Below are 12,332 nucleotides of genomic sequence, written 5' to 3'. Positions count from 1 at the left end.
GGCCGGCGCCAGCGCAGCGGCAGTTCAGCGCCGGTTCAGCGCCGCCAGTCGATTCTTGCCGGGCGGCCCGGCAGATGCAGCGCAGCCGTTGCAGCAGGCGCCTCGGCCAGCAACCGGCCCTTGCGGAACACCTTCAGGCGCGTGGCGCGCAGCCGTATCGCCTCGGCCGCATCGCGCGCCTGCAGCAGCACGAAGCTGGCATCGCAGCCGACCTCGATGCCATAGCCGTCCAGGTGCATCACACGCGCCGCGCGCGTGGTCACGGCGTCGAAGCAGTCGCGCATGCCGTCCTGGCTGGTCATCTGCGCCACATGCAGGCCCATGTGGGCGACCTCCAGCATGTCGCCCGAGCCCATGCCGTACCAGGGGTCCATCACGCAGTCATGGCCGAAGGCCACGTTGACGCCTGCGGCCAGCAGCTCGGGCACGCGCGTCATGCCGCGGCGCTTGGGATAGCTGTCCTGGCGGCCCTGCAACGTGATGTTGATCAGCGGATTGGCAATCACGGCCACGCCGCTTTCGGCGATCAGCGGCAGCAGCTTGCTCACGTAGTAGTTGTCCATGCTGTGCATGGAGGTGCAGTGCGAGCCCGTCACGCGGCCCTGCAGGCCCAGGCGCTGCGCCTCGAAGGCCAGGGTTTCGATGTGGCGCGACAGCGGGTCGTCGGACTCGTCGCAGTGCATGTCCACCAGCAGGCCGCGCTCGGCCGCCAGCTCGCACAGCAGCCTGACGCTGTCGGCACCCTCGGCCATGGTGCGCTCGAAGTGGGGAATGCCGCCCACCACGTCCACGCCCTTGTCCAGCGCCCGCCGCAGGTTGGCGACGCCGCCGGGCGAGCGCAGCACGCCGTCCTGCGGAAACGCCACCAGTTGCAGGTCGATATAGGGAGCCACCTGGCGCTTGACCTCCAGCAACGCATCGACGGCCAGCAGGCGAGCATCGCTGGTATCCACATGGCTGCGGATGGCCTGCAGCCCCTTGGCCGCCGCCCAGTCGCAATACTCCAGCGCACGCGAGATCAGCGCCTCGGCCGTGAGCAGCGGCTTGAGCTCGCCCCACAGCGCTATGCCCTCCAGCAGCGTGCCGCTGCGGTTGACGCGCGGCAGGCCGTGGCTCAGCGTGGCATCCATGTGGAAATGCGGATCGACGAAGGGCGGCGACACCAGCTGGTGCTGTGCATCGATGACCTGATGGGCAGGCGCCGAAAGACCGGCCGCGACCTCGACGATGCGCCCGCCCTGCACGGCGATGGACATGTCCTGGCGGCCGTCGGGCAGCGTGGCGTGAATGACGAGTAGATCAAGCATCTGCGTATTCTGCGGGCATGGCCGCGCCCCCGCAGACTTGCCTGACCACGCTGAATGGCCTGCCAGCGGTCAGACCGAAAGCGCAAGGGATCAGGGGGAACTACTGGTAGCTGATGGTGAAGGTCGCCGCCGCATTGGCACTGCCTATGGTCACGTTCTCTTCGGTCTTGACATAGCGCGCCGTCAGCGGGATATCCAACCGCTCCTGCCCGTAGGCAACAGACCCTGCAAACCATTGATTCCTGTTGCCGGCGGCATTGGAGTCCGGGCCAAAGCCCAGTATCTGGTCATCCTTGCGGATCTGCACACCCACACCTTTTGCCACCGAGGTTTTGGACAGGGTCAGAGCATTGCCGATATTTCCAGGATTTGCCACATCCGTCAGCGTGACATAGGCGTTGGTCAACGAACCTGGGATGCCGCCCTTGCACAACAACGAGATGAGGAAGGAGCGGGGAGCACCGGTTGAGCCGATTGAGGTGAGTTTTTGAGTGACAGTCTGGGCCATGCGCACGGGCTCCGGCGCCTGTGGGGTACAGGTGGGCACCTTGGGCCGGAGGACGACGGGCGAGGAAAAGTTGTATTGAGCGAGAATCTGGCCAAATGCATCATTCGCGCGTTCGTACAGGAAATCGCTGTCCAGCACGCCACCTGCAGTGATATCGCCATCTGCGGTCTTGATCAACTCAACTGTGACAATGGCATATTGATATGCAAAAGATCCGGGGTGATTGGAATGCTCCGAAGTACTTACAGGCGCAGCACCATTTACAGTCGAAACCCTCATTCCAATACCCTCGACTGTCGTCGGGTATATATTATTGACTGGTGTAGATTTACCCAAACTATAGCCCGTGACCGCTGGACTACAACGCATCAATCTATCGCCAACCCCATTACTCAGTACCGCTATAGCGGTTTTTGAGTAAATCACCGTGTTCTTGGCTACATTGGGATTGAATTCTGGAGGATTGAAATTATTGAACATATACTTGTAATAGCCTGACCCATCACTTGTATCTATAATTGCGCATGCGGACCATGCGGAGGTGGCCATCATTGCCAAAATAAATATCATGACAGCCTTGTTTATTCTGCAAAAAGCACCTGCGAATATATGCATTTTGAATACCCCCGGATAATGAAAAAATTCCAAGGCCGCATTTCCTTGGTAAATTTTCAATCGTAGACATCTTTCATCCGAGATGAAATCAGATCAATCTGATTCAAGGTCTGCCCGGTGCCATGAAGGTCGTGGCGAGGCAGGCCCCATCACGTCAACGGCCCCGCATGCCGATACGCTGGCCGTAGCCAAGGCTGACAGCCGCGCTGCCGAATCGCCTGAAAAACACCCAAGCGCAATCGCGCATCAAAATAGGGGCTGACTGCTGCGGCAAGGGCATGATTTTTCGGGTGAACAGGCTGGCAACCACCACAAGAGCAACCATCGAAAAATCACGCAACCATTTGATTTAATTGGATTTATTTATGCAAATCGCCACCTGGAACGTCAATTCCCTGTCCGTGCGCCTGCCGCAGGTGCTGGCCTGGCTGCAGGCCAACCCTGTCGATGCGCTGGCGCTGCAGGAACTCAAGCTCACCGACGACAAGTTTCCGCTGCAGGCGCTGCAGGAGGCCGGCTACCACGCGGTCAGCCATGGACAGAAGACCTACAACGGCGTGGCCTGGCTGACGCGCACGCCGGTGCGCGACGTGGTGCGCAATATTCCGGGCCTGGATGACGAGCAGGCCCGCATCATTGCCGCCACCCTCGATGCCGAAGGCGGCCCGGTGCGCCTGATCAATGGCTACTTCGTCAATGGGCAGGCGCCGGGCACCGACAAGTTCGCCTACAAGATGCGCTGGCTGCAGGCGCTGCAGGACTGGGTGAAAAGCGAAATGGCGACCCACCCGCGCCTGGTGCTCGTGGGCGACTTCAACGTGGCGCCCGAGGACCGCGACTCCTACGATCCCATCGGCCTGAAGGACACCATCCACCACACGGTGGAAGAGCGCACGCATTTCCAGGCGCTGCTGCAGCTGGGCCTGACCGATGCCTTCCGCATGTTCGACCAGCCCGAGAAAAGCTATTCGTGGTGGGACTACCGGATGCTGGGTTTCCAGAAGAACCGGGGCCTGCGCATCGACCATATCCTGGTCAGCGAGGCCTTGCGTCCCAGCGTCACCGCCTGCATCGTGGACCGCGCGCCGCGCAAGAATCCGCAGCCCAGCGACCATGCGCCGGTCGTCGTGACATTGGGCTAGGTTTTCAGACTTGCGCTACAGCATGTACCGGCGCAGCCAGTGGATGGCCTCGATCTGCCCGCGCAGCATCAGGGACTGGCGATGCAGAACTTCGCTGAGTGGCGCCGGCAGACGGGACTGCTCAGCAGCCTCATAGGCGCTCAGCCATTGCTGCTGGCAGGACTCGGCCTGGTCCAGCACGTAGTCCGCGCCCTCTTCCCTGCCCAGCAGCCCGTCCCAGAAGGCGTTGCGACGCAGTGCGGCACGGCTGTCGCGCACGGGCAGCACCACGCCGCCGTTGGCGTCGATGGCGCGTTCCAGGTCATCGACCAGGACCTGGCTGGCATTGAAGTGGCGCGCCAGTACCTGGCCTATCAGTCCCTGGGGCATGGGATCCATGCATTCGCCCAACCGGACATGGGCCTGGCGACCCAGGGCCAGCACGGCATTGAGCAGCGCCGTGGTCTGCAGTTCCAGCGTGGAAGCCGCAGGCTGTGCGGGCGTGCGCCGGCGCGCCTGCAGCCAGGAGGCCTCCACGGCCTCACGCACCTGGTTCCAGTGCAGCAGGCTGCCGCCCCGTTCCTGCTCCCAGCGTTCTTCCAGTCGGGCTTCTGCGGACTCGAAATCCTGCTGCGCGTGTTCCGGCGACAGGGAAGCCTTCCAGCCCAGTGCATAGGCGGGCCGGTATTGGTCGTAGCCGCGCCCCGGCACGAAGTACGGCTCCAGGAAATAGCGGTCATGCCAGTACGCATCGACCGGCTCGCCGAGCTTGCGCGGTGTCGATGGGTACATCACGCCCGGGCGGGCGGGTTTGGCCTTTTGCCAGAGGTTGGAGAGGACTGTGGGCACGATAGGTCGGGACGTAGGCCGTTCCAGCGAAGAGGACTCCATTGTCCCAAGCCCGGGCGGCCCGGCCCGTCAGCACCCCGGGCGCCGGCCTGTAGGAGCCGGACCCTTGCCAAGGCAAGGGCCCGGCCGCCCGCCGGCTTGCCTTACTCGAAGGCGTCCTCGTCCATGCCCAGCTCCTGCAGCTTGCGGGTGATGGTGTTGCGGCCAATGCCCAGGCGCTGGGCGGCCTCGACCCGGCGGCCGTGGGTGACGGCCAGGGCCGAACGGATCAGCTGCGCCTCGAAGCGGCGGGACAGCTGGTCCCAGACCTCGCCATGACCGTGGGCCTGGGTGTGCTCCAGCAGCTGGCGCGCCTGCTGCCCCAGCAGATGCACCCAGTCCAGGTCGGACGTGGCCAGCCCCCCGTCATGCGGCTGGGCCAGCGACGGGGCTGGCATGGCGATGCGGCCCACTCCCTCTTCCGCCACGGCCGGCGCATGCGACAGCATCACCGGTGCGGGCACGCCGGCATTGCCGCCGCCCACGGGTGGCGCGGCCTCGCCCAGCACCTCGGGAGGCAGGTCCTTGACCGAGATGACCTGGGCTGGCGCCATGACGGTCAGCCAGTGGCAGATGTTCTCCAGCTGGCGCACGTTGCCGGGAAAGGCGAACGACTGCAGCCGCTGCATGGCATCGACCCCCATGCGCTTGGGCTCCACGCCCAGCTGCCGCGCGCTTTGCTGCAGGAAGTGGCGTGCCAGCATGGGCACGTCTTCGTTGCGCTCGCGCAGCGCGGGCAGGCGCAGGCGGATGACGTTGAGACGGTGGAACAGATCCTCGCGGAAGGCGCCGTTGCGCACGCGCTGCTCCAGGTCCTGGTGGGTGGCGGCGATGACGCGCACATGTGCCTTGACGGCCTGGTGGCCGCCCACGCGGTAGAAATGCCCGTCCGACAGCACACGCAGCAGGCGCGTCTGCAGGTCGAAAGGCATGTCGCCGATTTCATCGAGAAAGAGCGTGCCGCCCTCTGCCTGCTCGAAGCGGCCGCGCCGCTGGGTCTGTGCGCCCGTGAAGGCGCCGCGCTCGTGGCCGAACAGCTCGGACTCCAGCAGGTCCTTGGGGATGGCGGCGGTGTTGATGGCCACGAAGGGGCCGCCCGCCACTGGCGAGTGCTTGTGCAGCGCGCGCGCCACCAGTTCCTTGCCCGAGCCCGACTCGCCCGTGACCAGCACCGTGACCTGGCTCTGGCTGAGCCGGCCGATGGCGCGGAACACGTCCTGCATGGCAGGCGCCTGGCCCAGCATCTCGGCCTGCAGCGGGGCCTGTGCCTCGGCCACGTCCTCGCGCAGGCTTTCCTCGACGGCGCGGCGGATGAGTTCCACCGCCTTGGGCAGGTCGAAGGGTTTGGGCAGGTACTCGAAGGCTCCGCGCTGGAAGGCCGATACGGCACTGTCCAGGTCGGAGTACGCGGTCATGATGATGACGGGCAGGCCGGGCTGCTGGGCGCGGATCTGCTCGAGCAGTTCCAGGCCGGAGCCGCCGGGCATGCGGATATCGCTGACCAGCACCTGTGGTGGCTGGCGCGCCGGGTCGCTGGCATCGACATCGGACAGTGCCGTGAGCACGTCGCGCGCCTGAACGAAGCTGCGCGTTGCCCAGCCTTCCCGGCCCAGTGCCTTTTCCAGCACGAAGCGGATGGAAGGGTCATCATCCACGATCCAGATCGGTTTCATTGGTGGTGCTTCCTTCCCTTGTTGCAGTGTTGACTTCCGTGGGCCTCAAGGCAGGGGAATGAGGATGCGGAAATCCGTGCGGCCCGGCTGGCTTTCACATTCGATCAGCCCCTGGTGGCGCTGCACGAAGGTCTGCGCCAGCGTCAGCCCCAGTCCCGAACCGCCATCCCTTCCCGATACCAGCGGATAGAAGATCCGCTCCTTGATGGCATCGGGAACGCCTGGCCCGTTGTCGATCACATGCAATTCCAATGCCAACCGGTAGCGTTGGCGACCAAAAGTTACCTGGCGCGCCACACGGGTTCTCAAAATGATCTCGGCATCGCCGGCCGCGATGCGTTCGTGCAAGGCCTGCGCCGCGTTCTGGACGATGTTGAGCACGGCCTGGATCAGCTGTGCGCTGTCGCCCCGGAACTCGGGAATGGAGATGTCGTAGTCGCGCGTAATGGTCAGCCCTGCAGGATGCTCGACCAGCACCAGCGAACGCACGCGCTCGCAGACTTCGTGGATGTTGACGTCACCGACCTCGTGCGGATGGCGGTGCGGCGCCAGCAGCCGGTCGACCAGCGCCTGCAGACGGTCGGCCTCGTGGATGATGACTTCGGTGTACTCGCGCAGCTCGGGCGCGTCCAGATCCATCTGCAGCAGCTGGGCCGCGCCACGGATGCCGCCCAGCGGGTTCTTGATCTCGTGGGCCAGGTTGCGGATCAGCTCCTTGTGCGCCTGGGCCTGCTCGCGCAAACGCTCCTCGCGGTCCTGGCGGGCCTGCTGCTCCAGCGGCCAGAACTCCACCAGCACATGGCCGGGCCGCTCGGCCAGGGAAACCGTGACGTGCACAGGAAGCGCATCGCCCCCCACGCGGTGCAGGCTGGCCTCGAAGCGCAGGGCGGCGAAGTCGTTGTCCTGGGCGCCGCGCAAGGCCTTGTCCAGCAAGGCCGGCTCGGTGAAGCAGGCAGCCAGCTCGCTGCCTTCGAGCATGCGGCGCGACAGGCCCAATGCATTCTCAAGGGCCGCGTTGGCGAAAAGCACGGCGCCTTGCTCGTCGAGCACGGTCATCAGCGTGCACAGCAGATCAAGCGCCTGATAGGAGGCCGGGGGCGCCGGCCGGTCGTCCTGGATCATGGCCGGGCTCGCATGGGCCGCTCGGGCCCGTCAGTTCTTGGGAAGTCGATCCAGTTCGCGGCGGATGCCGGCGACATCGCCTTCCTGCCGCGAGATGCTGCTCTTGAGCTGCTCGACACGTTCCAGATAGCCCTGGGGATTGCGCAACTCCAATGCGGTGCGCTGGGGATTGCCATCGTTGTACTCCTGACGCAGCTGTGTCAGCTTCTCCTGGGCGCGGGCCAGCTCGCTTTCGAGGATGGTCCGCGCATCGGAGTCGCGGGCCTTCTGGGCGCTGCTGTTGACCTTGGCCGGAGCGGGCGATCCTGCCGCAGGAGCGGCGGAGGTGCGCGGCGCCTGGCCGCCGCCCGAGGCCGCCGGCTTGCTGCCGCCATGGATCACCGTCACATGCCCGCCGTCCACCGGCTTGCAGTCCTTGGCCTTGGCCTGGCTGACGTTGTTGGTGTACTCGTTGCCGCAGCGGTAGATCACGTCCTGGGACCAGGCTCCTGCCGACAGCAGCGGCAGCAGCAGCGACACAAACAGTTTCTTCATTCCATTCCCTCGGGTAGCCAGATCGGAAGGGCCCGGCTTGTCCGGGCAAGTATCGCTCCATCTTCCGGGCTGGACGTCATTTCTTGAGCGGGACAACCCCTTTTGGTTCCGCGCCCAGCATACCCAGGTCCTGGCCGAAAGCAAAAAAGGCGGCTTGCGCCGCCTTTTTGCCGACCCGCCTTACAGCGAGAAGTACATGTCGTACTCGACCGGGTGCACGGCCTGACGGTAACGGGTCACTTCGCCCATCTTCAGCTCGATGTAGGCATCGAGCATGCTGTCCGAGAACACGCCGCCCTTGGTCAGGAACGAACGGTCTGCGTCCAGTGCTTCCAGGGCCTGGTCCAGGCTGTGGCAAACCGTGGGCACCAGCTTGTCCTCTTCCGGGGGCAGGTGGTACAGATCCTTGGTCGCGGCTTCGCCGGGATGGATCTTGTTTTCCACGCCGTCCAGACCTGCCATCAGCAGGGCCGAGAAGCCCAGGTAGGGGTTCATCAGCGGATCGGGGAAGCGTGCCTCGACGCGGCGGCCCTTGGGGTTGGCCACGTAGGGGATGCGGATCGATGCCGAGCGGTTCTTGGCCGAGTAGGCCAGCTTGACCGGAGCCTCGAAGCCGGGCACCAGGCGCTTGTAGCTGTTGGTGCCGGGGTTGGTGATGGCGTTCAGGGCACGGGCGTGCTTGATGATGCCGCCGATGTAGTACAGCGCGAAGTCGGACAGGCCGGCATAGCCGTCACCTGCGAACAGGTTCTTGCCATCCTTCCAGACGGACTGGTGCACGTGCATGCCGGAGCCGTTGTCGCCCGGATAGGGCTTGGGCATGAAGGTGGCGGTCTTGCCGTAGGTGTTGGCCACGTTCCAGATCACGTACTTCATGACCTGTGTCCAGTCGGCGCGCTCCACCAGGGTCGAGAACTTGGTGCCGATCTCGTTCTGGCCGGCGCCCGCCACTTCGTGGTGGAACACTTCGACGGGAATGCCCAGTTGCTCGAGCAGCAGCACCATCTCGGCGCGCAGGTCCTGGGTGCTGTCCACGGGCGGCACGGGGAAGTAGCCGCCCTTGTTGCGCGGACGGTGGCCGCGGTTGCCGGACTCGAACTTGGCGCCGGAATTCCAGGGGGCTTCGTACTCTTCGATTTCGTAGAAGGTGCTGCCGGGTTCGGTGTTCCAGCGCACGCCGTCGAAGATGAAGAATTCAGGTTCGGGACCGAAGTAGGCGGTATCGCCCAGGCCCGAGGCCTTCAGATAGGCTTCGGCACGCTTGGCCACCGAGCGGGGATCGCGGTCGTAGGCCTTGCCATCGCCGGGTTCGATCACATCGCACTGCAGGAACAGCGTGGTCTCTTCAAAGAAGGGGTCGATGTTCGCGGTGGCGGGATCGGGCATCAGTTGCATGTCCGATGCTTCAATGCCCTTCCAGCCTGCCACCGACGAGCCGTCGAAGGCGTGGCCCGAGGTGAACTTGTCTTCGTCGAAGTGCGACACCGGCACCGTGACGTGCTGCTCCTTGCCACGGGTGTCCGTAAAACGAAGGTCCACGAATTTGACCTCGTTCTCCTTCACCATGTTCAACACGTCTGCAACGGTCTTTGCCATCAGATCTCTCCTGCCAATCTGGCTGATCAAAAAAGATAAATACTCTTAAGCAGTTTGCGTGCCAGGCTGCATCCATTGAGTGCATGCCCGCAGACTGGCACCTGCTTGGCGCGCCAGCCCCGTGATTCTGCCGCCTTGCGTGGGCGTTGTGGATGACATTGCAGCCTGGCCCGGCCCGAGTGACCACTCACCAAATCGGTGCAGATTTGGATGAAGGGCCGTAAATCAGATATTGCGCACCAATTCAGGGCCAAGACTTGCACCAAATGAGTGCAAACCTTCCAGCAGCGTGGGCCAGGCCTTGGTGACGGCACCAGCTTCGCCCTTGACACCAAGTTCTATGTGCCGGCCGTGCTTGGAATCATCCACGCTGGGCAGGCTGAACACCTTGACGCCCGGGTGGTCGCGCTCTATGGCCACCATCAGCGGCGTCAGCGTGGCCTCCATGCCACCGTAGACGATGACCGAATGCTCCCGCTGCACCGTGCTGTGGAAATGCTTGGCATAGCGCTGCTCCAGCACCCACTCGACCATGGGCCAGGCCATGACCGGGAAGCCGGGCACGAAGTGCACCGTGCCGCTGGCGCCCGAACAGGAAAAGCCCGGGATCTTGTTGTAGACGTTGGGGATGATGCGCGCGCCTTCGGGGAAGTTGCCCATCTGCAGCCGGTGCAGGTTGTCGGCCCGCTGGGGCTCGTAGGGCTTGCCTTCCTCGGTGGCCACATCGCGCATGCGTTCGCGGATCAGGGCAACGGCCTCGGGATGCAGGGCCAGCGGCACGCCCAGGGCCTCGGCCGCGCATTGGCGCGTGTGGTCGTCGGGGGTGGCGCCTATGCCGCCAAAGCTGAAGACCACGGCCTGCGATGCGAAGGCGCGGCGCAGGGCGTCGGTGATGCGTGCCCTATCGTCACCCACGTACTCGGCATGGGCCAGGGACAGGCCACGCGCGCCCAGCAGTTCGATCAGCTTGGGAAGGTGCTTGTCGGCACGCTTGCCCGACAGGATTTCGTCTCCGATGATGAGTGCGCCAACTTGAAGGGTCATGTGGTCTTTTCTTGCGGGGTGGGGGGAACAGGGGCTGTGCCGGAGCCTTGCGGCGCGTCGGGAGCGTAGGGAATGATGGGTGCTTCGGGCAGCGCCGGCTCCTCCTCGCGCATGCGCTGCAGCGCCGCCAGGCAGAAATGGGCAAACCACAGCGAGGAGAAGGCGAAGATCAGCGCATAGATCCAGATGGCCACCGGAATCAGTATCCAGAAGGCTGCAACGAAGACCACGCCCGAGGCCCAGACAATGGCCGGAGCCGCCCCCAGGTAGCCACAGACCACGCCCATGAGCATCAGCGCCAGGCGGTGGCGCAGGAACAGGCTGCGGCGTTCTGGCTTGCTGGCGTGGGCAGACAGCGCGTCGAAGGCCATGACGCGGTAGGTCAGCCAGCCCCAGATCAGCGGGGGGATCACCACCACCAGGGGAGGCACGAACCACAATGGAACCGATACCAGCAACGCGATCAGGGCGATCAGCGAGGAGCCGGCCGACCACAGCAGGCTGCCGATCAGGGTGGCACCCTGCCTGCGCTCGAGTGCCGGAAAGCGCCGTTGCGCCACCAGCTCGACCAGGGCCGGCGTCATGAACAGCGCCACCAGCAGCAGCGAGACCACGACCAGCACCGGCGTGACCGAGAGAACGACCAGCACCGGCGCCACCAGCTCGGGCAGCGATTGCACGCCCATCCAGGACCAGACGGTGTGCAGCCAGCCCACGCCCTGCAGGACTCCTTCCGTCCAGACCACGGCATCGGCCCAGAAGAAGTAACCCAGCAGCCAGGCCGTGATGGCCATGAAGAGCAGGGGAAACAGCGACCATGCAATCACCCGCTTATGCAGGCAATACGCCGTCGCACGCCAGAAGGAATCGAGTAGCAAGCCCATGCCGGCAAGCATACCCCGAGCCCAGCCTCAAGCGCGACCCATCAACCTTAGGAACCCACGCCATTGCTGGGCCCAAAAGCCCTGGCCGTAGTCGCGCAGCTGGCCCTGGGCATTGGGCTGGACCTGGTCGCGCACGCCGGTGGGATCGAAGCGCAGCTCGAAATTGGCGGTGCCGAACAGCATGTCCCACCAGGGCAGGAGCACGCCGAAGTTGTTGCCATGCGCCTTCTTGTTGCGCACGGGCGCCATGGGCTCGTGGCCAATGCCGATGGCGTGGTGGCGGCGGTGAAAGCGCGGGCTGATCCACAGCCGCTCGCCGATGGTGCCGAACCAGACGCGCAGGTTGGCATGCTGGAAGCTCTCGCTGAGCTGGGTGAAGGCCACGATGGCCACGAACTGGCCTGGAGCCACGCCGATGAACTGGGCCACGAGCACAATGATGGTGTCGCGGATCACATCGTCGAGCAGGTGATTGCGGTTGTCGCTCCAGACCGTCATCTGGCGCTGCGAGTGGTGCAGCGCATGCAGCTTCCACCACCAGCCGATGCTGTGCTGGCCCCGGTGTATCCAGTAGTCGAGGAAGTCGAAGGCCAGCAGGTAGATGATCAGGCTGACCCAGGCCAGATCGGTCACGCCGGGCCAGACACCGTCCAGGTGAAAGCTCGGCAGGCCCCAGACATGCAGGCGGCCCATGAGCTCGTCCCACAGCGGGTCCAGCGTGAAGAACAGCGCCAGCCTGAACAGGCCCAGCCGGTGCACCACGGTATAGATGATGTCCACATGGATGGCGCGCCGGTCGGTAACGGGCTCGACGGGCCGCCAGTACTGCAGCGGCGCGATCACGGCCACCATGATGAAGATCTGCAGCAGGCCCACCAGCAGCCAGCCTGTGGCGTCGTAGGCATCCTCCAGCAGGCTGGCCTGTCCCAGCCAAAAGAGCACAGGCTGGACAACGCCCTCGAACAGGCGCTGCTGCGCATTACCGAACCACTGAATCCACCAGTCCACACCACGCTCCCATCGCCCGCCGCGCTGCGCGC

The 12,332-nt window shown here is 64.6% G+C and carries 11 protein-coding genes; 1 reads left to right on the top strand and 10 read right to left on the bottom strand.

Translation table 11 applies throughout. The annotated features are described in order from the left end of the window. Positions 1-35: 35 nt before the first annotated feature. Together AAN986_RS08245 and AAN986_RS08240 are read right to left on the bottom strand one after the other, a co-directional pair. The gene (locus AAN986_RS08245) at positions 36-1,307 is read right to left on the bottom strand and encodes an amidohydrolase family protein (RefSeq protein ID WP_047218213.1); all 1,272 of its coding nucleotides are present in this window, start codon (positions 1,305-1,307) and stop codon (positions 36-38) included. A gap of 100 nt (positions 1,308-1,407) precedes the next feature. Then, complete coding sequence (locus AAN986_RS08240; protein ID WP_156179811.1) at positions 1,408-2,490, bottom strand: fimbrial protein; 1,083 nt, start codon at positions 2,488-2,490, stop codon at positions 1,408-1,410. Between the two features lie 305 nt (positions 2,491-2,795). Between AAN986_RS08240 and xth the strand changes: the two genes are divergently transcribed. Next, a complete protein-coding gene (gene xth, locus AAN986_RS08235) occupies positions 2,796-3,572 on the top strand; it encodes an exodeoxyribonuclease III (RefSeq protein ID WP_047218211.1) in 777 nt (258 codons plus the stop codon). A 15-nt stretch (positions 3,573-3,587) separates the two neighbouring features. Here xth and AAN986_RS08230 read toward each other — a convergent pair whose 3' ends face one another. The 8 genes from AAN986_RS08230 to AAN986_RS08195 all read right to left on the bottom strand — a co-directional run bounded on the left by AAN986_RS08230 (position 3,588) and on the right by AAN986_RS08195 (position 12,300). Next, positions 3,588-4,400: a hypothetical protein gene (locus tag AAN986_RS08230; RefSeq protein ID WP_227469501.1), complete on the bottom strand. Its 813-nt coding sequence runs from the start codon at positions 4,398-4,400 to the stop codon at positions 3,588-3,590. Positions 4,401-4,543: 143 nt separating this feature from the next. Then, positions 4,544-6,112: a nitrogen regulation protein NR(I) gene (gene ntrC, locus AAN986_RS08225; protein WP_047218210.1), complete on the bottom strand. Its 1,569-nt coding sequence runs from the start codon at positions 6,110-6,112 to the stop codon at positions 4,544-4,546. A 45-nt stretch (positions 6,113-6,157) separates the two neighbouring features. Continuing rightward, positions 6,158-7,234: a nitrogen regulation protein NR(II) gene (glnL, locus tag AAN986_RS08220; RefSeq protein WP_016447543.1), complete on the bottom strand. Its 1,077-nt coding sequence runs from the start codon at positions 7,232-7,234 to the stop codon at positions 6,158-6,160. Between the two features lie 30 nt (positions 7,235-7,264). Then, on the bottom strand, positions 7,265-7,768 hold the full coding sequence (locus AAN986_RS08215) for a hypothetical protein (protein WP_017404153.1): 504 nt from the start codon (positions 7,766-7,768) through the stop codon (positions 7,265-7,267). Between the two features lie 180 nt (positions 7,769-7,948). Next, positions 7,949-9,364, bottom strand: a complete 1,416-nt coding sequence (gene glnA, locus AAN986_RS08210) for a type I glutamate--ammonia ligase (protein WP_016447544.1) — start codon at positions 9,362-9,364, stop codon at positions 7,949-7,951. 225 nt (positions 9,365-9,589) lie between these two features. After that, positions 9,590-10,408: a molybdopterin-binding protein gene (locus AAN986_RS08205; protein ID WP_016447545.1), complete on the bottom strand. Its 819-nt coding sequence runs from the start codon at positions 10,406-10,408 to the stop codon at positions 9,590-9,592. Beyond that, a complete protein-coding gene (locus AAN986_RS08200) occupies positions 10,405-11,304 on the bottom strand; it encodes an EI24 domain-containing protein (protein ID WP_016447546.1) in 900 nt (299 codons plus the stop codon). The genes AAN986_RS08205 and AAN986_RS08200 overlap by 4 nt, the downstream gene beginning before the upstream one ends. A 15-nt stretch (positions 11,305-11,319) precedes the next feature. After that, a complete protein-coding gene (locus AAN986_RS08195) occupies positions 11,320-12,300 on the bottom strand; it encodes a sterol desaturase family protein (RefSeq protein WP_016447547.1) in 981 nt (326 codons plus the stop codon). Positions 12,301-12,332 lie beyond the last annotated feature (32 nt).

The sequence above is a fragment of the Delftia sp. DS1230 genome, from assembly GCF_040112715.1.
Lineage (GTDB): Bacteria > Pseudomonadota > Gammaproteobacteria > Burkholderiales > Burkholderiaceae_C > Comamonas > Comamonas tsuruhatensis.
The sequence above is the reverse complement of the archived record's forward strand: the minus strand, read 5'-3'. Positions and strand labels throughout refer to the sequence as shown.

What these genes read in the sequence shown, in the direction of transcription:
- xth (WP_047218211.1), top strand. Translation starts at nt 2,796, where the DNA reads ATGCAAATCGCCACCTGGAACGTCAATTCCCTGTCCGTGCGCCTGCCG.
- glnL (WP_016447543.1), bottom strand. Translation starts at nt 7,234, where the DNA reads ATGATCCAGGACGACCGGCCGGCGCCCCCGGCCTCCTATCAGGCGCTT.
- AAN986_RS08200 (WP_016447546.1), bottom strand. Translation starts at nt 11,304, where the DNA reads ATGCTTGCCGGCATGGGCTTGCTACTCGATTCCTTCTGGCGTGCGACG.
- AAN986_RS08215 (WP_017404153.1), bottom strand. Translation starts at nt 7,768, where the DNA reads ATGAAGAAACTGTTTGTGTCGCTGCTGCTGCCGCTGCTGTCGGCAGGA.
- AAN986_RS08245 (WP_047218213.1), bottom strand. Translation starts at nt 1,307, where the DNA reads ATGCTTGATCTACTCGTCATTCACGCCACGCTGCCCGACGGCCGCCAG.
- glnA (WP_016447544.1), bottom strand. Translation starts at nt 9,364, where the DNA reads ATGGCAAAGACCGTTGCAGACGTGTTGAACATGGTGAAGGAGAACGAG.
- AAN986_RS08205 (WP_016447545.1), bottom strand. Translation starts at nt 10,408, where the DNA reads ATGACCCTTCAAGTTGGCGCACTCATCATCGGAGACGAAATCCTGTCG.
- ntrC (WP_047218210.1), bottom strand. Translation starts at nt 6,112, where the DNA reads ATGAAACCGATCTGGATCGTGGATGATGACCCTTCCATCCGCTTCGTG.